Source organism: Actinomycetospora atypica, from assembly GCF_042653685.1.
Lineage (GTDB): Bacteria > Actinomycetota > Actinomycetes > Mycobacteriales > Pseudonocardiaceae > Actinomycetospora > Actinomycetospora atypica.
The window spans coordinates 100,963-126,859 of record NZ_JBHSIV010000009.1; the positions used below are offsets into that span (position 1 = coordinate 100,963).

29 protein-coding genes are annotated in these 25,897 nt (G+C 75.7%); 14 read left to right on the forward strand and 15 right to left on the reverse strand.

What is annotated here, in order from left to right; translation table 11 throughout:
• Nucleotides 1–86: 86 nt before the first annotated feature.
• Nucleotides 87–2,045: a heparin lyase I family protein gene (locus tag ACFPBZ_RS10965; RefSeq protein WP_378036078.1), complete on the reverse strand. Its 1,959-nt coding sequence runs from the start codon at nucleotides 2,043–2,045 to the stop codon at nucleotides 87–89.
• 155 nt (nucleotides 2,046–2,200) lie between these two features.
• Between ACFPBZ_RS10965 and ACFPBZ_RS10970 the strand changes: the two genes are divergently transcribed.
• The 4 genes from ACFPBZ_RS10970 (at nucleotide 2,201) to ACFPBZ_RS10985 (ending at nucleotide 5,382) form a co-directional block, all read left to right on the forward strand.
• Nucleotides 2,201–2,638, forward strand: coding sequence for a VOC family protein (locus ACFPBZ_RS10970; protein ID WP_378036079.1), 438 nt, complete (start codon nucleotides 2,201–2,203; stop codon nucleotides 2,636–2,638).
• A gap of 70 nt (nucleotides 2,639–2,708) precedes the next feature.
• Nucleotides 2,709–3,725, forward strand: a complete 1,017-nt coding sequence (locus ACFPBZ_RS10975) for a protein kinase domain-containing protein (RefSeq protein WP_378036080.1) — start codon at nucleotides 2,709–2,711, stop codon at nucleotides 3,723–3,725.
• Nucleotides 3,722–4,954 carry a PP2C family protein-serine/threonine phosphatase gene (locus ACFPBZ_RS10980; RefSeq protein ID WP_378036081.1) on the forward strand — a complete coding sequence of 411 codons (1,233 nt, stop codon included), beginning with the start codon at nucleotides 3,722–3,724 and terminating at the stop codon, nucleotides 4,952–4,954. Before ACFPBZ_RS10975 ends, ACFPBZ_RS10980 begins: the two co-directional genes overlap by 4 nt.
• On the forward strand, nucleotides 4,951–5,382 hold the full coding sequence (locus ACFPBZ_RS10985; protein ID WP_378036082.1) for an FHA domain-containing protein: 432 nt from the start codon (nucleotides 4,951–4,953) through the stop codon (nucleotides 5,380–5,382). Before ACFPBZ_RS10980 ends, ACFPBZ_RS10985 begins: the two co-directional genes overlap by 4 nt.
• Here the strand turns inward: ACFPBZ_RS10985 and ACFPBZ_RS10990 are convergent.
• The 4 genes from ACFPBZ_RS10990 to ACFPBZ_RS11005 all read right to left on the reverse strand — a co-directional run bounded on the left by ACFPBZ_RS10990 (nucleotide 5,363) and on the right by ACFPBZ_RS11005 (nucleotide 8,363).
• Complete coding sequence (locus tag ACFPBZ_RS10990; RefSeq protein ID WP_378036083.1) at nucleotides 5,363–5,809, reverse strand: GtrA family protein; 447 nt, start codon at nucleotides 5,807–5,809, stop codon at nucleotides 5,363–5,365. The two genes, ACFPBZ_RS10985 and ACFPBZ_RS10990, sit on opposite strands and share 20 nt — an antisense overlap.
• Before the next feature lie 33 nt (nucleotides 5,810–5,842).
• A complete protein-coding gene (locus ACFPBZ_RS10995; protein ID WP_378036084.1) occupies nucleotides 5,843–6,898 on the reverse strand; it encodes a decaprenyl-phosphate phosphoribosyltransferase in 1,056 nt (351 codons plus the stop codon).
• The gene (locus ACFPBZ_RS11000; protein WP_378036085.1) at nucleotides 6,895–7,455 is read right to left on the reverse strand and encodes a phosphatase PAP2 family protein; all 561 of its coding nucleotides are present in this window, start codon (nucleotides 7,453–7,455) and stop codon (nucleotides 6,895–6,897) included. The genes ACFPBZ_RS10995 and ACFPBZ_RS11000 overlap by 4 nt, the downstream gene beginning before the upstream one ends.
• A gap of 107 nt (nucleotides 7,456–7,562) precedes the next feature.
• Nucleotides 7,563–8,363 carry an HAD family hydrolase gene (locus tag ACFPBZ_RS11005; protein ID WP_378036086.1) on the reverse strand — a complete coding sequence of 267 codons (801 nt, stop codon included), beginning with the start codon at nucleotides 8,361–8,363 and terminating at the stop codon, nucleotides 7,563–7,565.
• Between the two features lie 80 nt (nucleotides 8,364–8,443).
• Between ACFPBZ_RS11005 and ACFPBZ_RS11010 the strand changes: the two genes are divergently transcribed.
• Nucleotides 8,444–9,079, forward strand: a complete 636-nt coding sequence (locus ACFPBZ_RS11010; RefSeq protein WP_378036087.1) for an endonuclease — start codon at nucleotides 8,444–8,446, stop codon at nucleotides 9,077–9,079.
• 13 nt (nucleotides 9,080–9,092) lie between these two features.
• On the forward strand, nucleotides 9,093–10,349 hold the full coding sequence (locus ACFPBZ_RS11015) for a carboxylate--amine ligase (protein ID WP_378036088.1): 1,257 nt from the start codon (nucleotides 9,093–9,095) through the stop codon (nucleotides 10,347–10,349).
• On the opposite strand, the gene ACFPBZ_RS11020 is transcribed toward ACFPBZ_RS11015, so the two are convergent.
• From ACFPBZ_RS11020 to ACFPBZ_RS11035, 4 genes are read right to left on the reverse strand one after another with little or no spacing between them, the layout of a single operon-like run.
• A complete protein-coding gene (locus ACFPBZ_RS11020; protein ID WP_378036167.1) occupies nucleotides 10,342–10,794 on the reverse strand; it encodes a DUF350 domain-containing protein in 453 nt (150 codons plus the stop codon). The two genes, ACFPBZ_RS11015 and ACFPBZ_RS11020, sit on opposite strands and share 8 nt — an antisense overlap.
• A gap of 53 nt (nucleotides 10,795–10,847) precedes the next feature.
• Nucleotides 10,848–11,660 carry an SCO6745 family protein gene (locus ACFPBZ_RS11025; protein WP_378036089.1) on the reverse strand — a complete coding sequence of 271 codons (813 nt, stop codon included), beginning with the start codon at nucleotides 11,658–11,660 and terminating at the stop codon, nucleotides 10,848–10,850.
• Between the two features lie 2 nt (nucleotides 11,661–11,662).
• Entirely contained in the window at nucleotides 11,663–12,829 is a 1,167-nt protein-coding gene (locus tag ACFPBZ_RS11030) for a glutathionylspermidine synthase family protein (protein ID WP_378036090.1), read from the reverse strand.
• Nucleotides 12,830–12,833: 4 nt separating this feature from the next.
• On the reverse strand, nucleotides 12,834–13,604 hold the full coding sequence (locus ACFPBZ_RS11035; RefSeq protein WP_378036091.1) for a hypothetical protein: 771 nt from the start codon (nucleotides 13,602–13,604) through the stop codon (nucleotides 12,834–12,836).
• A gap of 85 nt (nucleotides 13,605–13,689) precedes the next feature.
• Here ACFPBZ_RS11035 and ACFPBZ_RS11040 point away from each other — a divergent pair, with 85 nt between their 5' ends.
• Both ACFPBZ_RS11040 and ACFPBZ_RS11045 read left to right on the forward strand, forming a co-directional pair.
• Nucleotides 13,690–14,916: a septum formation family protein gene (locus tag ACFPBZ_RS11040; protein WP_378036092.1), complete on the forward strand. Its 1,227-nt coding sequence runs from the start codon at nucleotides 13,690–13,692 to the stop codon at nucleotides 14,914–14,916.
• The gene (locus ACFPBZ_RS11045) at nucleotides 14,917–15,264 is read left to right on the forward strand and encodes a metallopeptidase family protein (protein WP_378036093.1); all 348 of its coding nucleotides are present in this window, start codon (nucleotides 14,917–14,919) and stop codon (nucleotides 15,262–15,264) included.
• Between the two features lie 8 nt (nucleotides 15,265–15,272).
• Here the strand turns inward: ACFPBZ_RS11045 and ACFPBZ_RS11050 are convergent, their stop codons facing one another.
• Genes ACFPBZ_RS11050 through ACFPBZ_RS11060 form a run of 3 tightly spaced genes read right to left on the reverse strand, consistent with a single transcriptional unit; the run spans nucleotide 15,273 to nucleotide 17,848 of the window.
• Complete coding sequence (locus tag ACFPBZ_RS11050; RefSeq protein ID WP_378036094.1) at nucleotides 15,273–15,920, reverse strand: histidine phosphatase family protein; 648 nt, start codon at nucleotides 15,918–15,920, stop codon at nucleotides 15,273–15,275.
• An 11-nt stretch (nucleotides 15,921–15,931) separates the two neighbouring features.
• Nucleotides 15,932–16,882, reverse strand: coding sequence for a prephenate dehydratase (pheA, locus tag ACFPBZ_RS11055; RefSeq protein ID WP_378036095.1), 951 nt, complete (start codon nucleotides 16,880–16,882; stop codon nucleotides 15,932–15,934).
• Nucleotides 16,883–16,885: 3 nt separating this feature from the next.
• Nucleotides 16,886–17,848, reverse strand: a complete 963-nt coding sequence (locus ACFPBZ_RS11060) for a hypothetical protein (protein WP_378036096.1) — start codon at nucleotides 17,846–17,848, stop codon at nucleotides 16,886–16,888.
• 123 nt (nucleotides 17,849–17,971) lie between these two features.
• Here ACFPBZ_RS11060 and ACFPBZ_RS11065 point away from each other — a divergent pair, with 123 nt between their 5' ends.
• Nucleotides 17,972–18,787: a DUF2470 domain-containing protein gene (locus ACFPBZ_RS11065; RefSeq protein ID WP_378036097.1), complete on the forward strand. Its 816-nt coding sequence runs from the start codon at nucleotides 17,972–17,974 to the stop codon at nucleotides 18,785–18,787.
• Nucleotides 18,788–18,807: 20 nt separating this feature from the next.
• On the opposite strand, the gene ACFPBZ_RS11070 is transcribed toward ACFPBZ_RS11065, so the two are convergent.
• On the reverse strand, nucleotides 18,808–19,149 hold the full coding sequence (locus ACFPBZ_RS11070; protein WP_378036098.1) for a DUF3817 domain-containing protein: 342 nt from the start codon (nucleotides 19,147–19,149) through the stop codon (nucleotides 18,808–18,810).
• A complete protein-coding gene (locus ACFPBZ_RS11075) occupies nucleotides 19,146–19,610 on the reverse strand; it encodes a hypothetical protein (RefSeq protein WP_378036099.1) in 465 nt (154 codons plus the stop codon). The genes ACFPBZ_RS11070 and ACFPBZ_RS11075 overlap by 4 nt, the downstream gene beginning before the upstream one ends.
• A gap of 116 nt (nucleotides 19,611–19,726) precedes the next feature.
• On the opposite strand from ACFPBZ_RS11075, the gene ACFPBZ_RS11080 reads away from it, so the two are divergent.
• From ACFPBZ_RS11080 to ACFPBZ_RS11090, 3 genes are all read left to right on the forward strand, one after another.
• Nucleotides 19,727–20,536: a CPBP family intramembrane glutamic endopeptidase gene (locus tag ACFPBZ_RS11080; protein WP_378036100.1), complete on the forward strand. Its 810-nt coding sequence runs from the start codon at nucleotides 19,727–19,729 to the stop codon at nucleotides 20,534–20,536.
• A gap of 93 nt (nucleotides 20,537–20,629) precedes the next feature.
• Nucleotides 20,630–21,814, forward strand: coding sequence for an arginine deiminase (locus tag ACFPBZ_RS11085; protein ID WP_378036101.1), 1,185 nt, complete (start codon nucleotides 20,630–20,632; stop codon nucleotides 21,812–21,814).
• A 231-nt stretch (nucleotides 21,815–22,045) separates the two neighbouring features.
• The gene (locus ACFPBZ_RS11090; protein WP_378036168.1) at nucleotides 22,046–22,984 is read left to right on the forward strand and encodes a DUF5914 domain-containing protein; all 939 of its coding nucleotides are present in this window, start codon (nucleotides 22,046–22,048) and stop codon (nucleotides 22,982–22,984) included.
• Here ACFPBZ_RS11090 and ACFPBZ_RS11095 read toward each other — a convergent pair whose 3' ends face one another.
• Nucleotides 22,985–23,722, reverse strand: coding sequence for a class I SAM-dependent methyltransferase (locus ACFPBZ_RS11095; RefSeq protein ID WP_378036102.1), 738 nt, complete (start codon nucleotides 23,720–23,722; stop codon nucleotides 22,985–22,987).
• A 225-nt stretch (nucleotides 23,723–23,947) separates the two neighbouring features.
• On the opposite strand from ACFPBZ_RS11095, the gene ACFPBZ_RS11100 reads away from it, so the two are divergent.
• Together ACFPBZ_RS11100 and ACFPBZ_RS11105 are read left to right on the forward strand one after the other, a co-directional pair.
• Entirely contained in the window at nucleotides 23,948–25,312 is a 1,365-nt protein-coding gene (locus ACFPBZ_RS11100; protein ID WP_378036103.1) for a ferric reductase-like transmembrane domain-containing protein, read from the forward strand.
• Nucleotides 25,313–25,333: 21 nt separating this feature from the next.
• Nucleotides 25,334–25,894, forward strand: coding sequence for a ferritin (locus tag ACFPBZ_RS11105; RefSeq protein ID WP_378036104.1), 561 nt, complete (start codon nucleotides 25,334–25,336; stop codon nucleotides 25,892–25,894).
• Nucleotides 25,895–25,897: the final 3 nt, after the last annotated feature.

A 25,897-nucleotide genomic window follows, 5' to 3' on the forward strand; every position in this document is an offset into this window, starting at 1 on the left:
AACGATTGCGCACGCTGTCGACCTGGACGGGTTGCTTCGTTCGCCAGCATCGCACCCGGGTGACCCGCGACGCGCACGACCCCCGCTCAGCGCGGGTAGGCCGCCGCGTAGCTGGTCCCGATGCGCCAGTCGTCGAAGAACAGCGTGCCGGGCTGGGAGATCGCCGTGCTCCGGTAGATGCCGGTCTTCAGGTAGCTCGTGGTGCCGGGGTAGAGGGTGCCGGCGGGCGGCCGGAAGCCGCGGATCGCCTGCTTGCCGTCCACCCAGGTGTCGACCGACCCGCCGCCGCCCGCGAACCGCACGTGCACCACGACCTGGTGGGCCACGCCGGGTGTCGCGGGGCCCATCGGGATCTCGAAGGGCGCACCGCGGTCGAACCCGCCGTCGAGCTGGAACTGGCCGTCGCCGACCTTGACCGAGAGCGGCGGCGACCCCGTGCCCTCGTTCTTCCATTGGGTGATGACCTGCCAGTCGCCGGTGGTCGTCGGGAAGCCCGGCGCGAGGGTCACCGAGAACCCGAAGAAGAGGTCGTCGCCGTCGCGCAGCGAGCGGAAGTTCGGCTCCAGCTCGGCGCGCTGGCCGCCCCCGGGCATCGACACCTGCAGCGCGGGCTTGCGCAGCAGCCCGCCGAGGACCGACCCGACGACGTCGGGGGCGGCGGCCCCGACCATGTTCCACGGGGTCGAGCGGTAGTTGGCGAGCCCGTCGGCGTAGTCGGCCTGCCAGAGCAGCTTCCCGCCGTCGGGCGCCGGGGCGCCGGGCACCGCGGCCGGGCCGGTCGGGGCCGTGCCCGGGGTCCCGGCGAGGTAGCCGACCACGTCGAGGACGACGTCCATCGCCGACCCCGCGTCGGCCACCTGCACGGTGCCCTGGGGGCTGACCGGGACCACGGCGAACCCGGGCCGCACGGTCCCCGCCGGCACGACGACCGCGGAGGTGGTCGGCGGCGGACCCGCCCCCCAGACCCCGATCGCGCCGTTGCCCGTCGGGCCCAGGCCCGTGACGTTGAGCAGCACCGACGACACCCCGGTGGCGGGCAGCCCGGCCCGGCCGAGCACCGGCACGGTGCGGATCTGTCCGGGCGCCAGCGGGCCCGTCCCGACGGCCGCGGTGGCCGGGTCGGGCGTGCGGCTGTCGTAGAGCCGCGCGGGCGTGACGGCCCGCCCGACGGCCGCGGGCAGCACGGCGACGAGGTCGGCCAGCAGCTGCACGGTCCCGGCCTGGTTCGCGACGGTGATCGAGCCGTCCTCGCCGACCGGGACGATCGTCATGGTGGGCAGCGTGTCGCCCGGCACCAGCGTGAGCGTCGGGGCGAACGGCCGGGGGCCGCCGGTGCCCCAGGCGCTGACCGTCGTCGGGGCCGTGGCGTCGGTGGCGGTGAGGCTCAGCAGCACCGACGAGCCGGGCGGCGCGGGCGCGAAGCCCCGCCCGTCGACCTGCACGCGGCGCGACTCGCCGGGCTGCAGCGCGCCCTCGGCCCGGGTGTCGAGCATCCGCTGCGGCACGCCGGAGGCCAGCGGCGAGCTCTCCGGGAACCACCCGACGACGTCCACGGTGGCGTCGGTGACCCCGGTGACGTTGAACAGGCTCACCGCCCCGCCGCCGCCGAGCTTCGTGACGATCGTCTTGGTCACCGGGGCGCCCGGGGTGAGCGACAGCGTGGAGGTGGGCGGCCGCGGCGCGTCCTGCGGCCACAGCGTCAGGTAGCTCGAGCCGAACAGCGTGGTGCCGGTGACGTTGAGGACCACCGTGCCCGCGCCCGTGTCGGGCACCCCGCCGCGCCCGGCCACCGGGACCGACACGGTCTGGCCCGGTCCGAGCGGCCCGGCCTGGGTGAAGCCCTTGTCGACGACCTTGGTGGGCACCCGGGAGTCGAAGAGCCGGGCGGCCTGCAGGGGGACGAAGGAGCCGGCCGCGGGGGGCGGGGCCGGCGGGGCGGGCTGGGCGGACGCCGTGCCGGCTCCCGCGAGCAGCGCGAGGACCAGCAGCAGGGGGAGCACCCGGGCCGGCGAGCGGAGCGACGGGGAGAGGCCACGCGTTCTCATGGGCTCCTCGGGTGACGGCCGTCCGTGGGTACCGCCGGTCCCCCGATCGGGCGGTGCCGGACGAAGATGCCACACGCCCCGTGGCGCCCCGGCGCCAGGTGCCGCCGGCGGGAGGAGGACGCGATCCGACCGCCTCGCACGCCACGATGGCGCCCATGAGTCTCGAGGTGCAGGTCACGTTCGACGCCGCCGACCCGGCCGCCCTGGCCGCCTTCTGGGCCGAGGCGCTCGGCTATCGGCTGCAGGACCCGCCGGGCGGATTCGCGACGTGGGACGAGGCGCTCGACGCCTGGGGCGTCCCGGCGGAGCGGCGCAACGACGCCTCGGCCGTCGTCGACCCCGGCGGCAACGGGCCGCGGCTGTTCTTCCAGCGCGTCCCCGAGGGCAAGCAGGTCAAGAACCGGGTGCACCTCGACCTGCGGGCGGCCCCGGGCCTGTCCGGCGACGAGCGGATGGCGACGCTGGAGACCGTGGCCGACCGGCTCGTCGGCCGGGGCGCCACCCGGCTCCTGCGGGTGGAGCCCGAGCCGCCGTTCGTCGGCGGGAACATCGTGATGGCCGACCCCGAGGGCAACGAGTTCTGCCTCGACTGACCGCCGCGCCGGCAGGGGTATCGTTCACCGATCGCCCGGCGGGCGGAGTCGGGGCGAGCGGAGTACGAGGGTGGACCGTCTGACGCGGGCGACGCGGGAGCGCGTCCCCTCCTCGACGTTCCCCACCGATCCGGCGGCGCTGCTCCCGGAGGCCCGCCGCACCTGCCCGGAGTGCGACGCCCCGGTCGGCCGCGGGCGCGACGGGCGGCCGGGCCGACTCACCGGCACGTGCTCCTTCTGCCGGCGCCCGTTCGACCTGCGGCCCCGCCTCGCCCCCGGCACGCTCCTCGCCGCCCGGTACCGCGTCGTCGACCTCCTCGCCCGCGGCGGCGACTGGGTCTACCTCGCGTCCGACGAGGCGACGGGCGACGGGGTCGTCGTGACCCGGCGCCGCGACGACGACGCCGCGACCCCCGCGCTTCTCCTCGGGGTCGACCACCCCGCGCTGGTGCGCCTCGTCGACGTGGTGACGGACCCGGCCGTGCACCTCGTCGTCGAACGGCTCCACGGCGCCCCGGCGAGGGGCCCGATGTCCCCGGCCGCGGCAGCGGCCCTCGTCGGGACGCTGGCCCCGGCCGTCGGGCGGCTGCACGCGCGGGGCCTGCTGCACGCCGACCTCAAGCCGGCCAACGTCCTCGTCACCGACCGGGGACCGGTGCTGGCCGACCTCGGGTCGGTGCGGCGCGCAGACGACCGGACGAGCCCGGTGTGGGGCACGGAGGGGTTCCTGGCCCCGGAGATCGCCCCGGGCGGCGACGGCCCCTCGGTGGCCTCCGAGGTCTACGCGCTGGGCCGCACCCTCGACGTGCTGCTGGGGGCCCCGGTCCTCGCCCACCTCGGGCCGCCGCGGCCCGCCACGGAGCTCGACGCGGTGGTCCGGCGCGCCACGGCCGTCGACCCCGGCCTGCGCCATCCCGACGTGGCCGCCCTCGCCGGGGATGTGACCCTCGCGCTGCGCCGTGCGGGCGTTCACGCCACCCTGCCGGGGCAACCCGACGATCACGGCGTGGGGCGGACGGACGGCGGCGGCGCCGTGCACCACAATGCCCCCACGCCGCACCACCCCCGAGGAGCCTTCCCGCTGTGACCGAGTCCTCCGCGCCGCCGTCCGCGACGAACGGTTCCGACGACCAGGGTCCGTCCGATCCGCCGCGCGCCCCGGCCGTCGACCCGGACCCCACCGGGGGCGTTCCCGTGCAGTCCGTGGGCCCGGCCGGCACCGCCGGCGAGCACACCGACCTGCGGGCGGTGCTCGAGGCGACGCGCGCGCAGATCGAGGAGGCCGACTGCGCCGAGTGCGGCGCGAGCGTCGACGAGGCCGAGGACCTGGTGTGCGGGCGCTGCGGGACGCGGCGGCCCGCGGTGCGCGACCACGTGGAGTTCCGGCTCGGTCCGGCCGCCGCCGTGACCGACCGCGGCCTGCGGCGCCGGCGCAACGAGGACGCGTGCGCGATCGGACGGATCGCGACCCCCAGCGGCGAGGTGCTCATCGCGTCGGTGTGCGACGGCGTGGCGTCGGCGCGCCGCGGGGACGAGGCGTCGCTCGCGGCGGCGGAGGCCTGCGTGGCTGCGGTGCTCACCCGGATCGTCGCCCACGGCGTCAGCGGGCTCGACGGGCTCGCCTCGGTGGGCGCGAGCGCCGCCGCCGAGGCGGCGGCCGACCTCGTCCGGCTCGGCGACCCCTCCGACCCCCCGGCCACCACCTACACCGGGGCGGTCACCCGCGGCGGCTCCGCCGTGGTCTCGTGGGTGGGCGACAGCCGGGTCTACTGGCTCGCCCAGGACGGGACCTCGCAGCTGCTCTCGGTCGACGACTCGTGGGCCGAGGAGATCGCCGCGGCCGGGGTGATGACCCGCGAGCAGGCCCACGCCGACCGCCGCGCGCACGTGCTCACGCGGTGGCTCGGCCACGACTCCCCCGAGGGCCCCGCGCGGGCCCGCCGCTTCCGTCCGGCCGCCCCGGGCTTCCTGCTGCTGTGCAGCGACGGGCTCTGGAACCACATCCCCGACGCCGACCGGCTCGCGGCACTCATCGACGGCGTCGACGTGGCGGCCGACGCCCGCGCGCTGGTCGACGCGGCCCTCGCCGACGGCGGGTACGACAACGCGACCGTCGCCCTCGTCCCGCTCGACCCGGCCGACGGCGGCGGCGAGTGGGACCCGCGACCCGACGGCAGCGAGGACACCGGCCCGATCCTCATCCCGCTCGACGCCGAGGACCTCCCGCGCCGCGACACCGCGTCGGAGGACACGTACGACCCGGAGGGAAGCGCCGCCCGGCCCCCGCGCGGGAAGGCGCCCGACGGGCCCGCATGACGGTCTGGACCGCCCGGGTCTGGGCGGACCGCGACCACTACGAGCTGGTGCGCGCCCGGTCGACCCCCGGCGGTGTCCCGGTGCCGGACTTCCCCGCGGCGCCGCGGGAGTTCACCGTGGAGCTGCGGGGCGAGGAGGTGTCGATCGGCCGGCGCCCCGTCCCCGACGAGGCCCCCGCCGCACCGTCCGACCCGGCCCCGGGCATCGACCTCACCGGTCCGCCCCGTGACCCCGGCGTCTCCCGCCTGCACGCGATGCTGCTGGCCGTCGGCGACGACCGCTGGGTGGTGCTCGACGCGAGCTCGACCAACGGCACCACGCTGAACTACGGCGCCGAGCCCCTGGTCCCGGGCACCGCGGTGCCCCTCGACCCCGGCGACGCCATCCACGTCGGGGCCTGGACGACGATCACCGTCGGACGACGGTGAGGCGCAGGGTCGCCGGGTCGGGGTCGAAGACCGGGACCGGTGCCGGCACCCGCACCTCGCGCTGGTGGGACAGCACGAACCGCGCGGCCAGGAAGCTCGCCGGGACGGCGAGGACGGCCGCCGCGAGCGGTGCGATGCGCTCGTCGACGCCGAGGGTCACCAGCGCGACCACGCCGATCGTCGTCGCCGCGATGTTGACCGCCTGCGAGGCCGGGTAGAGCAGGAACCGCCGCCACGAGGGACGCACCCGGAAGGTGACGCGGCAGTTCAGGAAGAACGAGACCACCATCGCCGCACCGAGCCCGACGATGTGCGCCGTCAGGTAACCGACCTCGCCGAGCACCGCCAGGTAGACCAGGTAGTACGTCGCGGCGTTCACCACTCCGACGAGCGCGTAGCGCACGAGAGCGGTGATGGTTGCGGTCATGTCCCTACGTCCGTCCGCCGGGGGCCAGCGGTTCTAGTGGGTCGACGAGGTGTACACGGCGACGAGGAGCAGGGCCGCCCACGCCACGCCGAGCACCTGGAGCACCCGGTCGTTGATGACGATCTCCTCGGGCTCGCCGCCGTTGCCGCCGTCGACGTCGACGGCGTAGCGGAGGATCGCCACCACGAACGGCACCACCGAGATGATCGCCCACATGCTCGGCGGGGTCGGCAGGGCGTTGCGGACCGGCTGCACGCCGATCTGGAAGGCCCACAGCGAGTACGCCAGGATCACGATCGTGGCCGAGAGCGACCACACGAACCGCAGGTAGGACGCCGAGTAGCGCTCCAGCGACTTGCGGATCTTCGCGCCGGTGCGCTCGGCCAGCCGCATCTCGGCGTAGCGCTTGCCGGAGGCCATGAACAGCGAGCCGAACGCCATCGTCAGCAGGAACCACGGCGAGAGGTAGAGCGCGGCGGCCGCGCCACCGGCGATGGCCCGCATGAGGAAGCCGGAGGAGACGATGCAGACGTCGATCACCGGCTCGTGCTTGAGCCAGACGCAGTACGCGAGCTGCACCACGATGTAGATCGCGACGACGATCGCGAGGTTGCGGTTGGCGAGCAGGCTCAGGGCGATGCCGCCCGCGAACAGGACCACGGCCGTCACGTAGGCGACCGACGGCGGGACGATGCCCGCCGCGATCGGGCGGAACCGCTTCTTCGGGTGCGCCCGGTCGGCCTCGACGTCGCGGGCGTCGTTGACCAGGTAGACCCCGGACGCCACGAGGGAGAAGGCCGCGAAGGCGAGGAGCACCGACGGGAGGACCGCCAGGTCGCCCAGCCGTCCCGCCGCGAAGGGCGCGGCGAAGACGAGGACGTTCTTGACCCACTGCTTGGGTCGCATCGTCTTGAGCAGACCCAGGGGCAGCGCCAGCGGACCGGTGCGGCGCACCGGCACCGCAGTGTCCTCCGGCGCGTCCTCGGGCTCGCGGTTCTCGAAGTCGGGCACCGCCGGCGCCTCGACGGCGACCACGGGCTCCTTCTCGGGCCCGGCACTCTCGCGCTGCGTGCTCTCTGACGTCGTCATGCGGTCCTCCAGCGGCCGACGGACCCGCGGGCGATGAGGCGGCGCGTGGTGATCGCGCACGCCGCACCGAGAGCGGACCCGGCCAGCACGTCGGTCGGGTAGTGGACGCCCAGCACCAGGCGCGAGAACGCCATGACGGGCACCGTGGGGAGGGTCGCGGCGGACCGGCCGAGCAGGCCGCCGTAGAGCACGGCCGCCGCGGTGGTGGACGTCGCGTGCGAGGACGGGAAGCTCAGCCGGCTCGGGGTGCCGACGTGGATCTCGACCCGCGGGTCGTGCGGGCGGGGCCGCCGGACCACCCGCTTGAGGACGATCGACGCGGCGTGCGCCCCGGCCACCCCGGCGGCGGCGGTGGTCCACTGCCGGCGACGGGGACGGTCGAGCAGGGCGCCCGCGGCCCCGATCGCGAGCCAGCCGGCCGCGTGCTCGCCGAACAGGGACATCGCCCGGGCGGCCCCGACCACCGGAGGGCGGGCCGCGCGCCGCTGGATCGCGGTGAGCGCGACGGCCTCACGGGAACCGACGGACTCGCTCGTGTCGGATGACCGATCGAGCACACGTCCTCCTCGGCGCCTCCTGCGGTACCGAACCGATGTTACTCGGGTCTTGACAGACGGCCGTCACCGAGGCAGCGACGCGCGGGCGCCCCGGGCCGGACCACGGCTCAGAACCAGCGCTCGAGGACGACGGCGACACCGTCCTCGTCGTGGTGGCCGGTCACCTCGTCGGCCACGGCCACCAGGTCCGGGTGCGCGTTGCCCATGGCCACCCCGTGCCCCGCCCACCGCAGCATCTCGAGGTCGTTGGGCATGTCGCCGAACGCGACCACCTCCTCGGCCGCCACGCCGAGGTGCCCCGCCGCCCAGGCCAGCCCGTGGGCCTTCGTCACGCCCCGCGCGGAGCACTCGACGAGCCCGCCGGAGGAGGAGAACGTGACGTCCACGAGCTCCCCCAGACCGTCGCGGACGGCGGCGGCCATGGCGTCGCTCGACAGGCCCCGGCGCCGCGCGAGCACCTTGATCGCCGGCTGCGCGACCAGCTCGTCCTCGCTCACCTCGACGTGGTCGGAGCTCGGCCAGGCGTGCTCGAAGGTGGACTCGCAGCAGAACTCGGCCACGCCGGGCCGCGCGACCCGCTCCACGGCGAGGCCCGCGCCCGGGAGCGCGGTGCGCAGCCGGTCGAGGACCTCGACGAGGACGTCCGTGCCGATCTCGGTCGCGTCCAGCACCCGGTCCCCGCCCGCGTCCCACACCACCGCGCCGTTGGCCGCGACGCACAGCCCGTGGGTGCCGATCGCCTCGCACACCGGCGCGATCCAGCGCGGCGGGCGCCCGGTCGCCAGCACGAGCGGCACGCCCGCCTCGGCCATGCGCCCCAGGACGGCGACGAGCCGGGGCCCGGGGCGGTCGTCCGCGCCGAGCAGCGTGCCGTCGACGTCGCTGGCCACCAGCCGCGGTGCTTCCATGCCGACGATTCTGCGCTGCGGACCCGCGACCGGCCCTTCCCCCGTCGCTTCGCTCGCCCCGGCCCGGGTACGCCGGTCCCATGAGCCACGCCGAGACCGCCGCGACGCTCCTGGAGACCGCGGGCGAGACCTTCGCCGCCGAGGCCGGGATCACGCTGCGGGACGAGCCCGCCCCGCTCTACCGGCTGCTCGTCCTCACGGTGCTGCTCTCCGGCCGGGTGCAGGCGAAGCTGGGCACCCGGGCCTGCCGCGAGCTGGTCGACTCCGGGTTCGGCAGCCCGCAGCGGATGCGCGACGCGGCCCGTGACGACGTGCACGGCGCGCTCGACCGGGCGAGGTTCATCAACAAGGACCGGACCACCGACGCCCTGCAGGACGGCGCGGCCCTCGTCGCCGACCGGTGGCACGGCGACCTGCGGCGGATGCGCGCTGAGGCCGACGGCGACGCCGGGACCCTGACCGACCTGCTCACGACGATGCCGCAGGTCGGCCCGGTGGGGGCGGCCATCTTCCTGCGCGAGGTGCAGCTGGTCTGGCCCGAGTTCCGCCCGCACCTCGACGGCAAGGCGGTCGACGGCGCGGCGGCCGTCGGTCTGCCCACCGACCCGCAGGAGCTCGCCGCGCTGGTGGACGGCGACGACCTCGCCCGGTTCTCGGCGGCCCTGGTGCGCGCGACCCTCGACGACCACGTGGCCGAGCAGGTGGACGGCCGGTGAACACCCCGGGTGCATGCCCGTTGCTCCGTTCGAGTGGGGGATGCTCTTCCGTGTGGAGCTCGACCGGTCCGTGCCCGCCCTGCTGCTGAAGCTGGGCGACTACCCCCTGCACCACGGGGGCCTCGGCGTGGTGCGCAGCCTCGGGCGCTGCGGGGTCGACGTGTACGCCGTGACCGAGGGCGCCTTCACCCCGGTCGCCGTCTCCCGCCACCTGCGTGGCCGCGTCACCTGGCCCACCACCGGCGCCGAGGACCCGGCCGACCTCGCGGAGGGCCTGCACGGCATCGCCCGGGCGATCGGGCGGCGGGCCGTGCTGGTCCCCACCGACGACGAGAGCGCCGTCGCGGTCTCCGAGCTCGCCGACGAGCTCGCCGACGACTTCCTCCTCGCCCGCTGCGCCGACCCGGGGCTGCCGCGCCGGGTCGCCAGCAAGGAGGGCCTGTTCGCGACGTGCCGGGAGCACGGCGTCCCCACCCCGGACACGGCGTTCCCGGAGACCCTCGCCGACGTGGAGGAGTACGCCGCGTCGGGCGCCTTCCCGGTGGTGGTGAAGACCCGGGCGCCCTTCGAGCGGCACCGGCGGCCCTCGGTGCGCTCCTCGACTGTCGTCGGGACCCCCGACGAGCTGCGGGCGCTGGCGCTCGGGTGGTCCGACGAGCCGTCGGTGATCCTGCAGGAGTACCTGCCGCGCGAGGAGTCCGAGGACTGGGTGGTGCACGCGTGGTCGCCGGGCGAGGGCGACCCGACGCTGTTCACCGGCGTCAAGCTCCGCTCGTGGCCGCCGCACGCCGGGATCACCACGGCGGGACGGGCCCGCTGGAACCCCGCGCTCGCCGACCTCGCCCGCCGACTGCTCGACGCCACCGGCTTCCGCGGCATCGCCGACCTCGACTGGCGCCTCGACCGGCGCGACGGGCGGTACAAGCTCGTCGACTTCAACCCGCGGGTGGGCGCCCAGTTCCGGCTCTTCGAGGACGCGGCCGGGATCGACGTGGTGCGCGCCCAGCACCTCGGCCTCACCGGCCGCCCCGTGCCGACGTCGCCGTATCCCGAGGGCCGGGCGTTCGTGGTCGAGGACTTCGACTACGCGGCCCGCGTGGCCTACCGGGGGCAGCGCACGGACGGGCCGGCCCCCGCCGGGCGGGCCCCGGCCACCGAGCACGCGTGGTTCGCGCTGGACGACCCGCTGCCGGTGGTGCCGATGGTCCTCGGCCGCGCGCGGCCGGTGCTCGCGCGGGCCGCGCGGTGGCTGCCGGTCGGGGCTAGATGATCGCGACGGCCACGACGAGGCCGAGCGCGACGTGCATCCCGGCGATCATCGCCGAGACCGGGGTGTAGCCCTCGTCGTGCAGGCAGGCCCCCACGTCGAGCCGGGACACCGCCTCGAGACCCCGGACGGCCGCCACCTGGGCGAGGATGCCGACGAGGCCGTAGACGAGGGTGTTGACGATCCCGGTGAGGAAGCCGCCGCCGGAGATGTAGATCGCCACCACGACGATCAGGGCCATCGACACCAGGCCGGAGGCCGCGACGACGACCGCGTTCGGGCGGCCCTCGCGCACGAGTGCGCGCAGGTCGCCGGGCGTGGTGAGGTCGATCGCGAAGTAGCCGACGTACATCAGCACCGCGCCGATCACCGCGTAGATCGCGATGAGGCCGATGTTGGAGAACAGCGTCGGGAAGAAGTCGGGCGTGAACACGCGGGCCCCCAGCAGGTGGTCCAACCGGACGAACGGGGCGCCAGACTAGCGGGGTGATCGGCGCGGGCTCACCGCGGCAGACCGATCGGGTTGACCGGTGGCACCACGGACCAGCAGGCCTCGGTGACCGGCGCCAGCAGCGTCGCGAGCCGGTCGGTGGCCTCCGGGCCGAGCGCCTCCCACGGTCCGGCCGCCGCCCGGTCGGTCGCGTCCTCGACCGCGGCGTGCAGGGCCGGGGCGTCGACGTCCGCCAGCCGGGCGCGGGCCGCCTCCCAGACCTCGTCGGGAACGCGCCGGCCGAGGCGCAGGTCGCGCTCTCCCGCCTCCCCGGCCAGCACCTTGAGCACGTGCGACTCCGCGGGCGACACCCCGTGCACCGCGAGGGCGGCGAGGTGCCCGTCGCCCCGGTGCTCGCGCAGGGTGGTCGCGGCCTGCCACAGGGCCAGGTGCGGGGCGCCCGGGCGGGGCAGGGCCCGGTTCGCCGCGCCCAGCACCCGCCCGGCGTCCTCGCAGGCCCGGGCCGCGGTCCAGGCGAGGTCGGCGGCCTCCGCCATCGCGGCATCGTCGGGAAGGTCGGTCCGCTCGGCCAGGTCGCCGAAGGCGGCGTCGATCCCGCGCAGCCGCACGGTCAGCGCCTCGGTGGGCGTGGCGGTGACGGCCTCGAGGGCGTCGGCGATGCGGTCGGGGGCGAACCCGCCGAACGCGGCCGTGACGACGGCGCTCGGCGCGGGCCCGAGCGGCGCCGCCCGCTGCGCGACGTAGCGCGACCAGAAGCCGGGGCCGAGCGGCTCGGCGGCCCGCAGCGCACCCGGCGCGAAGTAGGTCAGCGCGTGGAGCGGCTCGTACAGCTGCCACATCCGCCGGGCGGCGTGCTCGGACATCGTCAGTCGGGGATCCGGTGCGGCACGAACGACGCCCCGTTGTCGGTGACGAGGCCGGGGGTCTCGCGGATGCCGAGCCCGGCCGCCTCGTCGCCCACGATCCACGCCCCGAGCGCGGGCCGGTAGCCGTCGAACTCGGGCAGCGGGTCGAAGAGCTGGTAGACGTAGCCCTCCTCGCCGTAGACCCCGCCGGTCTCGACGACGGGCTCACCGGCCCCGGAGACGATCTGCACGTTGGCGCCCTCGCGCCCCAGCAGCGGCTTGCGGACGTACTCGGTGAGGAAGCCGGGGTCGCCGAGCGAGGCCGGGAGCAGGTTCGGGTGCCCGGGGTACATCTCCCAGAGCACCGCGAGGATCGCCTTGTTCGACAGCAGCGACTTCCACAGCGGCTCGACCCACAGGGTCTCGGGCAGGCTGCGTGTGACGTGCTTGCCGAAGTCGTCGGAGAGGATCCACTCCCACGGGTAGAGCTTGGAGACGCAGCTCATCGGCGCCTCCTCGAGGTCGACGAACCGGTCGAGGGCGGAGTCCCAGCCGATCTGCTCGATCGCGAGGCCGACCGTGTCGAGGCCCGCCTCGGCGGCGGTCTCCTGCAGGTAGGCGGTGGTGACGTGGTCCTCGCCGGTGGTCTCGGCCTGCGACCAGCAGAAGTGGACCTCCTTGCGCGGCAGGTCCGCGGCGATCGCCCCCCACTGCGCGACGAGCTTCTCGTGCAGCGAGTTCCACTGGTCCTGGTCGGGGAAGACGTCCTTGAGCCAGTACCACTGGCAGATCGACGCCTCGAGCAGCGAGGTGGGGGTGTCGGCGTTGTACTCGAGCAGCTTCGCCGGGCCCGACCCGTCGTAGCGCAGGTCGAAGCGGCCGTAGAGGTGCGGGTCGTGCCGCCTCCACGAGGCCGCGACCTGCTCCCAGCACCACTCGGGCAGGGCGAAGTCGCGGAACCGCTCGGTGGTGACCACGTGGTCGACCGCCTCGAGACACATCGAGTGCAGCAGTTCGACGTCGGCCTCGAGCGAGAGGACCTCGGCCATGTCGAACACGTAGTGCACCGACTCGTCCCAGTAGGGGCGGACGCCGTTGCGGCCGGGGGCGGGCGTGCCGAAGACGAGTCCCTGCTCCTCGGTCTTGCGGCGCCAGTCGGGGCGGGGGGTCGAGCGTTCCCGGTGCATCCCCCTAGCTTCCCGACGAGCTGGAGCCGCCGGACGAGGACCCGCCGGAGGACGACCCGCCGACCCCGAGGCCGCCGCGGCTCACCGTCCCGGACGACGACGTGCTGCCGATGCTGGAGCCCGAGGTGCCCCGCAGGCTCGTCCCGCTGGCCGGCGGAGCGACGGTGCCGCCGCGCGCGACGCTGCCGACGGGCGCGTTGGAGCCGTAGTTGTAGTGGTACTGCCCGCCGCCGAACCCGCCGAGGAAGATCGGCACGAACGTCCCGCCGGAGTAGTAGCCGCCCTGCTGCACCCCGGTCGAGCACTGCTCGTCGGGGACGACGACGCCGGCCTGGTCGACGCACTGGGCCGTGGTCTCGTCGTCGCCGGAGGACGCGGCGTAGGCGATCGCGACGACCGCGACGATCCCGACCGCGACCCCGCCGCCGATCAGGAGGCGCTTGCGGGTCTTGGACTTGCGCTGCGCGGCGGCCGCGGCCGCCTCCTCCTGGGCCCGACGGCGGCGCTCGGCCTCGTTGCGCGCGCGCTTCTCGGCGACCGTGGGCTCGCGCGGCGTCGTGGTCTCGGGGTCCTGGTAGCGGATGCCGCCGCGACGCTTCTCGACCTCGGCGGCGTCCTGGTGGACCGTCGGGTCGTCGGGGGTGTCGCTGCCCCGGGCCCACTCGGGCGAGGTGGAGCCGGCCCCGGACTCCGTCGGCGTGCCCGCGGGCGGCGTCGGGGCGTCCCCGTCGGCAGCATCGGGCCGGCGGTGCGACCCGCCCGTCTCGTCACTCATGGTCCCTCACTCCTCCATGACACCACCGGTCCCGTCGTCCCCCCGTCAAGGGACGAGTTCCGGCACGCGGCATGATGTCAGGACCATGCTCGTACGGGAACGTCAGTCCTCCGGGGGAGGACGCCGCGACGACAACGATCCGGACGCCGGCCGGCGCCTGCTGGCGCGGCGCGGGGTGGTCGGTGTCCTCGTCGGTGCCCTGATCATGCTCCTCGCCGCGACGGCGCTCGCGGCCACCGGCACCAACCTGGGCTTCCTGGGCCTGACCGCCGACGAGGGCGCCAGCGGCGGTGGCGGCGGCCTGCTCGGCGGCGCGAGCACCGGCGCGGCCGCCGACCGCGACGAGCTGCCGACCACGCCCGGGTCCTGCCTGACCTGGTCGGCGGCCGACGGCTCGGACGTCTCCGGCGTCGCCTGCGCCCAGCCGCACCTGTTCGAGACCGCGGGCCCGGTGCAGGCCGTGCAGCCCGAGGGCGCCCCGTTCCCGCCCGACGAGGCCTGGCAGCAGCTCGTGACCACGCAGTGCGCCCCGCTGGTCCAGGGCTACCTGGGCCGGGCGCTCGACCCCACCGGCCGCTACAAGGTCGGCGCTCTCAAGCCGACGCAGACCGCGTGGGACGACGGCGACCGCACCGTCCGCTGCGGGCTGCAGGCCCCGGGCCGCTCCGGCGCGCTGTTCTCCTCCACCGGCAAGGTCGCCGACGCCGACCAGGCCGTCGTCTTCGCGCCCGGCACCTGCCTCGGGCTCGCGGGCAAGGAGGTCTCCGACCCGGTGTCGTCGTGCACGCGGACGCACGCCGCCGAGGTGGCCGGGACCGTCGACCTGGGGACGAAGTTCGCGAACGCGCTGCCCTCGGTCGACGACCAGGACAACTTCCTGCAGCCCGAGTGCACCCGGGTCGCCCAGGAGGCGGTCGGCGCGCAGAAGCTCGCCGATTCGAAGCTCACCGTCTACTGGACGAACGTCAACCAGGCCTCCTGGGACGCGGGGACGCGCCGGGTCAGCTGCAACATGGGCTCGCTGCTCGCCGACGGCTCCGGCTTCGCCCCGCTCACCGGCGCGGTGAAGGACGGCGTGACGATCGGCGGCGAGGCCCCGGCCACCACCGACCCGCTGCCGCCGCCCGGGGCGCCCGCCGAGGCCCCGGCCTCGTCGTCGGCCGCCGCCCCCACTACTGACGCCCCGGCCCCGGCCGCGCCGGTGCTCCCCGTGCAGCCGAACCTCCCGGTCCCGCTGCCCCTGCCGGGCCTCGGCGGGCAGCAGTCGCCCGTGCCGAGCACCGCGCCGCCGCCCGCCGCCGCCGAGAACTGAGTGGACGGGGTCGACCCGCAGCGCTTCGAGGAGCTCGTGGGCGAGGCCCTCGACGAGCTCCCGGCCGAGCTGCTGCGGGCGATGGACAACGTCGTCGTCCTGGTGGACGACCGCCATCCCGACGACCCGGAGCTGCTCGGGCTCTACGAGGGCGTCGCGCTCACGGAGCGGACCAGCGACTACGGCGGCGTGCTGCCCGACCGGATCACCCTCTACCGCGGCGCCCTGGTGGCGATGTGCGAGGACGAGGACGACCTGCGCGAGGAGGTCGCGGTGACCGTCGTGCACGAGATCGCGCACCACTTCGGGATCGACGAGGCGACCCTGCACCGGCTGGGCTGGGGCTGAGCCCGGGGTCAGCCGCCGCCGGTGGCGTCGTGGGACGAGGCGAGCCCGCCCGGGGCCTCGCGGCGCCACGCCAGCAGCCGCCACCCGTCGGGGGTCGCGGCGAACTCGAGGCGCCCGCAGTTGTCGAGGTGGTCGTCGCCGTCGGGGGTGTCGGCGTCCGGCCCGGCCAGGGCGTGCCCGACGAGGCGCAGCACCGCCCCGTGGCTGACCAGGACGGTGGTGCCCTCCGGGGCGCGGTCGCGGAGCTCGTCGAGCGCGGGCAGGTAGCGGTCGAGGACGTCGCGCCCCGACTCGCCGCCGGGCATGCGGGCGTCGAGGTCGCCGTCGCGCCACGCGTCGTAGACGTCACGGAAGACGCCCACCGAGGCCTCGTCAGAGAGCCCCTCCAGGTCGCCGACCTGCACCTCGTGCACGCCGGCGACGGTGCCGACCTCGAGGCCCAGGACCGTCCCGACGATGCCCGCGGTCTCCTGGGCGCGCCGGGCCTCGGAGGCCACCAGGGTGGTCACCGGGCCGTCGTGGGCCAGTTCCTTGCCCAGCGCCTCGGCCTGCAGCCGGCCCAGGTCGGTGAGCCCCGGACCGGGGAGCACCGTGTCGAGGGTCCGGGCGACGTTCGCCGGGGTCTGTCCGTGGCGGGCCAGCACCAGTCGCAACACGCCCTCCACCCTTACCCGATCGCGGGCGGTTCCGGGGCCCGCAGTGCGTCGAGCCACGCCGCGGCGGCCTCGTAGTCCGCCGCGCCCTGCCCGGGAACCGGGGCCCCGACGGGCGGGGACGGCGCGGTCGAGGAGGCCGGCACCTCCGCGCGCGGGTAGGAGCCGAGGTAGCGCAGCTCGGTGCACCGGCGGTGCAGCGCGGCGAGCGCCTCCCCCATCGCGGCCTCCGCGACGTGCCCCGCGCCGTCGAGGAAGAACCAGTAGGTGCCCAGCCGGGCCTTCGAGGGCCGCGACTCGATGCGGGTGAGGTCGACGCCGCGGATCGCGAACTCGGTGAGCAGGGCGAGCAGCGACCCGGGCTCGTTGACGGTGGTCGCGGCGATCGACGTGCGGTCGGCCCCGGTCGGGGCGGGGGGCACGCCGCCGGCGCGGGCGACGACGACGAAACGGGTCACCGCGTCGCCGGTGTCGTGCACCCCGTCGACCAGCACCTCCAGGTCGTAGTGCGGGGCCGCCACGGCCGCGCAGACCGCGGCGTCGACCTGCCCGTCGGCGACGGCGGCCGCCGCGGCCGCCGTGGAGGGCGTCATCCGCACCTCGGCGCCCGGGAGGTTCGCCGCGAGCCAGCGCCGGGTCTGCGCCTCCCCGTGCGGGTGGGAGGCGACGGTGCCGACGGACTCCGCGGTGGTCCCGCGCCGCACGAGCACGGCGAAGCGCACCGGCAGCAGGATCTCCCGGACGATCACCAGGGGCGGGTTCTCGACGAGGCCGTCCATCGTCGCGGGCACGGCCCCCTCGACCGAGCTCTCGATCGGCACGCACGCGAGGTCGACCTCGCCCGCGCGCAGGACGTCGAGGGCGGCGGTGGTGCTCGCCGCGGGGCGGAGCTCGGCGTCGAGGTGCAACGAGCGCAGCGCCTGCTCGCAGAACGTCCCGTACGGGCCGAGGAAGGCGATCTCCACGTCTCAGACCAGGCCCAGCCGGGCCATCTCGGCCCCCTGGTCGGCGGGCGCGGTGGACCCGAAGGACGAGAGGTGGGCCCGGACGCGGCGGGCGGTGGCCTCGTCGACGGCCGCGACCTCGCCGGCGAGCGCGGTCGCGTCGGTGGCGTCGAGGGCGTCGCGGACCGCGTCGACGAGGTCGGCCGGGTCGACCTCGTACGGTCCGTCCCCGCGGCGCTCCGTGTCCCCCTCGGACGTCGTCGTCTCCGGGACCGAGCGCAGCGCCCGGGTCACGGCCACGAGCAGGTTCAGCCAGCCGTGGTGGGCGAAGCCGGTCGCGGGGTCGGTGTGGCGCACGGCCGACTGCAGCCCGATGCTCGCGGTGAACGACCGGCCCGACGCCGCGACCACCGCGAGGAACCGGGACACGTCGGTGACCCCGGGGAAGGCGCCGGCCCGGTCGCCGCCGCAGCGCAGCTTCGGGCGGCAGCCGTGGCCCACCACCCGCTTCACGCCGTCGATCCAGTCGTCCGAGCCGTCGGCGTCGGGGCGGCGGGGCTCCACGACGGCGACGACGTCGTCGGGCACGAACTCGGTGACCCGCTCGAGCCAGACGGAGTCGACGTCGTGGGGCGCGGGCATCTCGACCGTGCCGGTGGCGAGCAGGGCGGCCCGCGCCGAGGTCAGCGACAGCGCCTTCGGCACGCCGCCGAGCCCGGTGTCGACCGAGAGGGCGATCGGCAGGGGCTCCGGCGGGCGGCGGCGGACCAGGTCGGCCACGAACTCCTGCAGCCGGGACACGGGGACCACGAGCGCCCCGACCAGCTCGCCGTGCTCGCCGCCGCGGGCGTCGAGGTAGGCCCCGACCGCGTCGGTCATCTCCCGCCGCGGCCCCGGCGAGACGAGGGCGGCGTCGTCGAGGATGCGCGCGAGCAGCGGGGGCACACCGTCGACCGGTGCCCCACCGGCCTGGGGGACGGTGGACACGAGGGGAACGGTAGCGGGCGAGGAGGGCCGTCTCCCGCACCGGGCGGTCGAGGGCTTGCCCCGGAGGCAGCTGGTTCGGTTAGGCTCACCTAACCCGCGTCGGTCTGTCATGAGGAGTGCGTCTTGGCCAGGAGCTGCCCGCACCAACCGCCCGTCCCCAGCCCGGCCGAGCGCGCCCGGGCCACCGCGGTCCGGGCGGGGGCGGCGGCCCTCATCACCGGCGACCCCGACGACCGCGACGACCGCGACTCCGGCGACGTGCTGCGGGTGACCCCGACGCTGCACCACGTGCCCGCCTCCGGGGCGGCGACCCTGCAGATCGCGGCCGACCACCCGCTGGTCGCGCGGACGCGCACCCGGGAGTACCTGCCGGTGATGCTCGAGCTCACCGACTCCGCCCCCCTGCCGCTGCGCCAGCCCGTGCGCGGCCTCGTCTGGGTCTGCGGGCGGGTCCGCGTGCTGCCGACCCGCGTGGCCCGCCGGGCGGCCCTGCGGATCGCCGCCGACGCCCCCGACGAGCGCCTCCTCGACGTGGGGCATTCCGACGTCCTGCTGCGCCTCGACCCGGCCTCGGTGGTGCTCTCCGACGCCGAGGGCACCGGCTCGTTCACCCCGGCCGAGGTCGCTGCGGCGCCGGCCGACCCGTTCACCGAGTGCGGGGACGCCTGGCTCGCCCACCTGGCCCGCGCCCACTCCTCGCTGGTCGCGGGCCTCGCCCGCCACCTGCCCGCGACGCTGCGGCGCCCGGAGCACACCCTCGTCCCGCTCGCCGTCGACCGGCTCGGCCTGCGGCTGCGCGTGGAGACCGACCGGGGCGACCACGACGTCCGGCTCGGCTTCGCCTCCCCGGTGACGTGCCCCCGGGTGCTCGGCACCGAGGTGCGCCGCCTCGCGGGCCTCGGGGCCGCGCCGGACGGGGACTACGCCGTGGGGCGCTGACTACGTGGTGGGGCGCTGACCTACGTGGTGGGGCGCCGGCGCAGGGGGGCGGTGACCTTGCGCTCGGCGATGAACGACACGAACGGGATGGTGCCCGCGAGGGCGACGCCGACGACCTTCGCGACCGCCCACCGGCCCTTGACCGCGAGGTCGGCGGTCAGCGCCAGGTAGGCCATGTAGAGGAAGCCGTGGATGGGGCCGACCACCGCGACGAGCAGCGGCTGGTCGGCGAGGTACTTCAGCGGCATCGCGACGAGCACGAGCACCAGGAGCCCGACGCCCACCACGTAGGCCCCGACGCGGTAGCGCTTCATCGCGGCGACGACCTTCGGGGACAGCTCGGTGGTCGGTGCTGCGGTCACGGGATCTCCCGGTCGGTGCTGGTGTCGGGCCTGGTGTCGGTGGCCTCGCGTCGGTTCAGCTCGGCGAGCATGGCGTTGTAGTCCTCACGCGCCCGGCCCTTCGCGGCGCGGCCCTGCCCGGCGCCGGGCTCCATCCCGGCGGGGCGGGGGGTGAAGGGGGTCGGCCCGTCGGCGGCCGGCTCCGGGGCGAGCTCCGCGGCGTCGTCGGGAACGTCCTCGGCCCGGATCTCGGCGAGGATGTTCGCCTCGGAGTGCAGCATCCGCCACCACAGGGCGGCGAAGAACACCCCGAACAGCGGCCACTGCAGGGCGTACCCGGCGTTGAGCAGCGTCCCGGTGGAGGACTCCGCGCGGATCAGCTGCCAGTAGGCCATCCCGCCGCAGACGATCACCGCGCAGACGGCCAGCACGGTCCAGCCGACCCACCTCGGGGTGGCGAGCACGCGGAGGACCTGTCCCACGTCCCCGAGGCTACCGACGAGTGCGGTGTGCACCGCGTCGTGTCAGCACTGCGGCCATGCTGACACTGGACGTCACAACCGCGGGAGGTACGGCCCGGCCCTAGGGTGACCCGACGATGAGCACCCTGCGCGCGTGGCTCGCCCCGCCGCGGCCCGACGTCGAGGTCGTGACCGGGCGCGAGCGGCGCCTCGTCGTGACCGAGATCCTCGTCGTCGCGACCGTGACGCTGGGCCTGTCCGGGCTGCGCTCGCTGATCTCGCTGCTCGACTCCCTCGCGGCGCCGACCCCGCTCTCCCAGCGCCAGGTCTCGATCGACCGGCCGCTCGCCACCGACGCCTGGGTCGACCTCGCCGCGCAGCTGGCCTCGTCCCTGCAGCTCGTCGCCTGGGGCGGACTGGGGCTCTACCTGCTGCTGCGCGCCGGGTCGGGGCCGCGCGGGGTCGGGCTCGACGGGCGCTCCCCCGGCCGGGACCTGCTGCGCGCCTGCGGCCTCGCGGCGCTCATCGGTATCCCCGGGCTGGCCTTCTACCTGGTGACGCGCGCGATCGGGCTCAACCTCACCGTGGTGCCCTCGGTGCTCGACGACCACTGGTGGCGCCTGCCGGTGCTCGTCCTCTCGGCGCTGGCGAACTCGTGGGCCGAGGAGGTGCTCGTCGTCGGGTGGCTGCTCTCGGCGCTGCGCCGGCTGGGACTGACCGAGAACCGCTCGCTGCTGGTCGCGGCGCTGCTGCGGGGGAGCTACCACCTCTACCAGGGCTTCGGCGGCGGGGTCGGCAACCTCGTCATGGGGCTGGTGTTCGGCCGCTACTGGCAGCGCACCGGCCGGCTCTGGCCACTCGTCGGGGCGCACGCCCTGATCGACGTCGTGGCGTTCGTGGGGTCGGCGCTGCTGGCGGGTCGGGTGTCGTTCCTGCCTGGTCCCTGAGTGTCAGCGATGGCACGTCGCTGACACTGGACGGCAGGATCGGCACACCGTCGACGGCAGGAATGGGACACCGCCGATCTAGGGTCGACGCCCATGACGCCCCGCGTGGACACCGAGGTCGGCCCGCTGCGCACCGTCGTGCTGCACCGCCCGGGGCCCGAGCTGCAGCGGCTCACCCCCCGCAACGCCGACCGGCTGCTGTTCGACGGCATCCCGTGGGTCGAGCGGGCCCAGCTCGAGCACGACCGGTTCGCCGCGACCCTGCGCTCCCACGGCGTGGAGGTCCTGCTGCTCACCGACCTCCTCGTCGAGGCCCTGCACGACGACGCCGCGCGCACCGCGGGCATCGACGACGCCGTCGACGAGCGGGTCCTCGGCCGGGAGCTGGGCGCGGCCGTGCGCGGGCAGCTCGCGGGGCTGGGCCCGGCCGAGCTGGCCGACGCGCTGACCGGCGGGCTGACCTTCCGCGAGCTCGGCGACGGGGAGAACTCGCTGGTGCGCCGGATGCACGGCGCGGACGACTTCGCCGTCGACCCGCTGCCCAACCTCATGTTCACCCGCGACTCGTCGATGCGGGTGGGCGAGCGCGTGGTGGCGGCGGTGATGGGGATGCCGGCCCGCCGCCGGGAGGCCTCGCTGGTGGCCCTCGCGCACGCCGGGCGCCCGGCCCTCGGCGGCGTCGCCCACACCGACCCCCGCGACCCGTCGCCGGTCGAGGGCGGGGACGTCCTGCTGCTGGCGCCCGGGGTGCTGGCGATCGGGGTCGGCGAGCGGACGAGCCCGGCCGGCGCGGAGTCCTTCGCCCGCGCGATGTTCGCCGACGGCCTGGCGCACACCGTCCTCGCGGTCCCGATCACCCAGCGGCGCGCGACGATGCACCTCGACACGGTCGCGACGATGGTCGACGTCGACGCGATGGTGGTGTTCCCCGACGTCCTCGACGGGCTCGAGGCCTGGACGATCACCCCGGGCCTGCACATCTCGGGCCCCGAGCCGTTCCGGCCCGCCGCGGCCCGGGCCATGGGGATCGACGAGCTCCGCGCCCTCGACACCGGGCCGGCCGGCGTCGCGGCCGAGCGCGAGCAGTGGGACGACGGCAACAACACCCTCGCGCTCGCCCCCGGCCTGGTCGTCGCCTACGAGCGCAACACCACGACGAACGAGCGGATGCGCGACGCGGGGATCGAGGTCGTGACGATCGAGGGGTTCGAACTGGGGTCGGGACGCGGCGGCCCGCGGTGCCTGTCGTGCCCGTGGGAGCGCGACCTGCCGTCGTGACGGCGGCGATTGTGTCGTCCAGTGTCAGCATGGCCGCAGTGCTGACACCACCCGATCGGGCACACCGGGACACGTTCGTCGCAGCGGGACGTGCATCCGGCCACAGAGCGCGCCGCCCCACTGCAGCGACACCCGCCCCGTCCTAGCGTCGCGACCGTGCTCGAGAAGCGCCCCGAGGCCCGCAACCCGGCGAACCCGCTACGCCGTCTGTCCGGTGAACGCTGGGAGGCCATGGAGCCGACCTGGCGCGACGCGAAGCCGGGGATCATCAACGCCGCCCTCGAGCGGGCGAAGGCGCGCGCCTCGGGCAACTGGTTCGTCGTCGCCCCCTCCCGCGACGTCCGCGTGGGCACGCCGTTCGGCACCACGGTCGCGGGCGTCGAGCTCGTCGTGTGGCGCGCCCCCGACGGCGGGCTGCACGCCGGTCCCGGCGCCTGCCCGCACCTCGGCGCCGACATGTCGACCGCGCAGCAGTCGGGCTGCGAGCTGATCTGCCGCTGGCACGGTCTCGCGCTCGGCCCGGCCGGCCGCGCGGGCTGGCGCACGATGCCCGCCCACGACGACGGCGTCCTCGCCTGGGTCCGCCTCGACGCGGTGGGCGGGGAGGAGCCGACCGACGCGCCGATCCTGCCGGTGCGCCCGCCGCACACCGAGAGCCTGGTCGCGGTCGCGTCGATGGTCGGCACGTGCGAGCCCGACGACGTCCTCGCCAACCGGCTCGACCCGTGGCACGGCGCGTGGTTCCACCCGCACTCGTTCGCCGACCTCCGCGTCGACTCGGCGCCGGGGCGGACGGCCTCCGAGGACGAGGACCACTTCGACCTGCACGTGGCCTTCCGGCTCACCCGCACCTGGGGCATCCCCGTCGAGGCCCGCTTCACCTGCCCCGACCCGCGGACGATCGTCATGCACATCACCCGCGGCGAGGGGGCGGGCAGCGTCGTCGAGACCCACGCGACCCCGCTGGCCCCGCACCCCGACGGACGGGCCCGCACCCTCGTCACCGAGGCCGTCCTGGCCCACTCGCAGCGCGAGGGCTTCGTGCACGCGAAGAAGGCCCAGCGCCTCGTCCGCCCGCTCATGGAGTTCGCGGCCAGGCGGCTGTGGGTCGACGACATCGAGTACGCGGAGCGCACCTACGCGGTGCGCCGCCGGCGCCTGCAGCCGTAGCTACACCGGGCGCAGCCCCAGGACGGTGTGCACGATCCCGCGCTGCCAGCCGTCGACCGGCTCGACGCGCACGCCGTCGAACCCGGCCGCGCGCAGCCGGCCCGAGAGCCGCTCGATCCCGTCGAAGTGCAGGACCGACTTCCACAGGTAGCGGTAGAGCGACGCGTCGCCGGTGACCCGCCACCCGAACGGGATGATGATCGCCCAGCACACGGCGGTCCACGTGGCCCTCGCGCGCGGGGAGTCGGCCACCGAGTACTCGTGCAGCGCCAGCGGCGCCCCGGGCGCGAGGAGGTCGCGCAGGTCGGCCACCCCGGCGTCGATGTCGGGCAGGTTGCGCAGCAGGTAGGCCGCGAGGATGCCGTCGAACGGGCCGGCCACGCCGTGCGCGGCGAGCTCCTCGGCGCGCGAGTGCACGAAGCGGACGTTCTCCGGCCACGCCTTCGCCCGGGCCTGCGCGAGCATCTCGGCCGACGCGTCCGCCGCGACGATCTCGGCCTCCGGGTAGGTCTCGACGAGCGCCCGGGTCGACAGGCCGGTGCCGCAGCCGATGTCGAGCAGCCGCAGGCCCTTGCCCCGCCCGGGCAGCGCGAGGCGCTCCGCGGACAGGCGCAGGTGGTCGAGGTAGCCGGGGTTGGCACCGACCAGGCGGTCGTAGGACGTGGCGTCCTGGTCGAACGCCGCGGGCACCACGGCGGCCTCACGGGCGCGGTCGAACTTCTGGGAGCGGGACGTCACGGGTGCGCATCCTGCCGTGGATGTGCGAGTGGCGCCGTTCTGACGTCAGGTGTCAGCACTGAGCCAGTGCTGGCTCCCAACCTGAGAGCCGCTCCGGCGAACGGCCCAGCCACCCGCCCGTCACCGACCGATCCCGGTCGATCACCGCGCCCCGGGCCCCCGGGTTCTCAGACTCGCCGGGCCCCCGGTCGCCGCCCCCTAGCTTCTGCGCCCGTGCGGAAACGGATGACGACCCTCGCCTGGTCCGGCGTCCTGCTCGTGATGACCCTCGTGCCGCTCGCCCTGTCGGCCTGGCGCGGCCACTCGACGCGCGGCGGCGCGATGCTGTCGGTGGGGCTCGGGGTGCTGGGCCTCGCGGCCCTCGTCGTGGTGGTGCTCGTCCCCAGCCGCATCCGCACCCTCACCCGCGCCTTCGGCGTCGACCGCGTGATGGGCCTGCACCGCTGGCTGGGGACGATCGCGCTGGCCGCGGTCGTCCTGCACGCCGTCGTCGCGATCTGGAACCACCCGGAGCTGGCCGACCCGCTCGCCGCCCGCGCCACCGCGAAGGTGGGCTGGGGCTCGCTCGTCGCCCTGCTGGCGGTCGGCGGGGTCGCCGCGGCCGGGCGCCGCCCGGGGGCGCGCTACGAGGTGTGGGCCCGCCTGCACGTCGGCCTCGCCGCCGCCGGGCTCGCCCTCGCCGCGCTGCACGTGATCTGGCTCGACCACCTCGTCGCCGACCCGGTGATGCGGGTCTGCCTGCTGGTGCTGGCCGGCGCGCTGCTCGCGGTGCTCTCGCACCGCTGGGTGTGGCGGCCGCTGTTCTCCCGGCAGGGCGCCTACGTGGTCTACGGGGTGCGCCGGGAGGGCCCGAGCGTCTCGACCCTCGTCCTCGCGCCGGTCCACCTGCGCCGCGGCGGCCTGCGCTTCGACCCCGGCCAGTTCGTGTGGCTGCGGCTGCGCCGCGCCGTGGTGGGCACCGAGGAGCACCCTTTCACCATCGCCTCGTCGGCCAACGTCACCGGCCGCCTCGAGCTGACCGTGCGCGCGCAGGGCGACTTCTCCCACCGGGTCGCCGCGCTGCGCCAGGGCCAGAAGGTGTGGCTCGACGGCCCGCACGGCTCGTTCACCGCCGAGGAGCACGGCGGCCGGGCCGGGCTGGTGCTCGTCGCGGGCGGAGTGGGTATCACCCCGATGATGAGCATGCTGCGCACGCTCTCCGAGCGCGGCGACGGGCGCCGCCACCGCCTCGTCCTCGCCGAGCGCGGCGCGGAGCCGCTGTTCGCCGACGAGCTCGAGGTCCTGCGCCGGCGCCTCGACCTCGAGGTCACCCGCACCGCGGGGCGCCGCGTCGACGTCGCGCTGCTGACCGACGTCCTGCCGGGGCGACCCGAGCGCGACCACCTCGACTACTTCGTCTGCGGCCCGCCCTCGCTGCTCGCGGGCACCCTCGCCGCGCTCGAGCAGCTCGCCGTCCCGGCCGCCCGCGTGCACTGCGAGCAGTTCGGCTGGACCGGCCCGATGCCGGTCGACGCCGGTGGCACGACGACGGGCCGTCCCCGGCCGCGGACCCGGACCGCCGGGCGTGGCCGCCACACGTCCGTCCGCTGACGCGCGTCCTACACTCGGCGGATGGCCGACGCGACGCAGCTGCCCTTCCACGAGCTCATGCGCGACCAGATCCGCAACGAGTTCACCGCGTCGCAGCAGTACACCGCCGTCGCCGTGTACTGCGACGACGAGGACCTCCCCCAGCTCGCCGCGCACTTCTACGCGCAGGCGCTCGAGGAGCGCAACCACGCGATGGGCATGGTGCAGTACCTGCTCGACAACGACGTGCACGTCCGCATCCCGGGCACCGACGAGGTCCGCAACGACTTCAAGTCGGTCGAGGACGTCGTGGAGCTGGTGCTCGACCAGGAGAAGCGCGTCACCGACCAGATCACCGTGCTCGCCCGCACCGCGCGCGACCAGGGCGACTACCTCGGCGAGCAGTTCATGCAGTGGTACCTCAAGGAGCAGGTCGAGGAGGTCGCCTCCATGACCACGCTGCTGCGGATCGTGCGCCGCGCGGGCGACAACCTGTTCCACGTCGAGGACTTCGTGGCCCGCGAGATGAGTGCCGTCGCGGGCGCCGACCCGACGATGCCGCCGTCGGCCGGTGGCATCGCCACCCTCGCCGCGGGCGCCTGAGCC

Coding starts and splice junctions, on each gene's coding strand:
- ACFPBZ_RS10965 (WP_378036078.1), bottom strand. CDS start 2,045: ATGAGAACGCGTGGCCTCTCCCCGTCGCTCCGCTCGCCGGCCCGGGTG.
- ACFPBZ_RS10970 (WP_378036079.1), top strand. CDS start 2,201: ATGAGTCTCGAGGTGCAGGTCACGTTCGACGCCGCCGACCCGGCCGCC.
- ACFPBZ_RS10985 (WP_378036082.1), top strand. CDS start 4,951: ATGACGGTCTGGACCGCCCGGGTCTGGGCGGACCGCGACCACTACGAG.
- ACFPBZ_RS10990 (WP_378036083.1), bottom strand. CDS start 5,809: ATGACCGCAACCATCACCGCTCTCGTGCGCTACGCGCTCGTCGGAGTG.
- ACFPBZ_RS10995 (WP_378036084.1), bottom strand. CDS start 6,898: ATGACGACGTCAGAGAGCACGCAGCGCGAGAGTGCCGGGCCCGAGAAG.
- ACFPBZ_RS11005 (WP_378036086.1), bottom strand. CDS start 8,363: ATGGAAGCACCGCGGCTGGTGGCCAGCGACGTCGACGGCACGCTGCTC.
- ACFPBZ_RS11010 (WP_378036087.1), top strand. CDS start 8,444: ATGAGCCACGCCGAGACCGCCGCGACGCTCCTGGAGACCGCGGGCGAG.
- ACFPBZ_RS11015 (WP_378036088.1), top strand. CDS start 9,093: ATGCCCGTTGCTCCGTTCGAGTGGGGGATGCTCTTCCGTGTGGAGCTC.
- ACFPBZ_RS11025 (WP_378036089.1), bottom strand. CDS start 11,660: ATGTCCGAGCACGCCGCCCGGCGGATGTGGCAGCTGTACGAGCCGCTC.
- ACFPBZ_RS11030 (WP_378036090.1), bottom strand. CDS start 12,829: ATGCACCGGGAACGCTCGACCCCCCGCCCCGACTGGCGCCGCAAGACC.
- ACFPBZ_RS11035 (WP_378036091.1), bottom strand. CDS start 13,604: ATGAGTGACGAGACGGGCGGGTCGCACCGCCGGCCCGATGCTGCCGAC.
- ACFPBZ_RS11040 (WP_378036092.1), top strand. CDS start 13,690: ATGCTCGTACGGGAACGTCAGTCCTCCGGGGGAGGACGCCGCGACGAC.
- ACFPBZ_RS11080 (WP_378036100.1), top strand. CDS start 19,727: ATGAGCACCCTGCGCGCGTGGCTCGCCCCGCCGCGGCCCGACGTCGAG.
- ACFPBZ_RS11085 (WP_378036101.1), top strand. CDS start 20,630: ATGACGCCCCGCGTGGACACCGAGGTCGGCCCGCTGCGCACCGTCGTG.
- ACFPBZ_RS11090 (WP_378036168.1), top strand. CDS start 22,046: ATGGAGCCGACCTGGCGCGACGCGAAGCCGGGGATCATCAACGCCGCC.
- ACFPBZ_RS11100 (WP_378036103.1), top strand. CDS start 23,948: ATGACGACCCTCGCCTGGTCCGGCGTCCTGCTCGTGATGACCCTCGTG.
- ACFPBZ_RS11105 (WP_378036104.1), top strand. CDS start 25,334: ATGGCCGACGCGACGCAGCTGCCCTTCCACGAGCTCATGCGCGACCAG.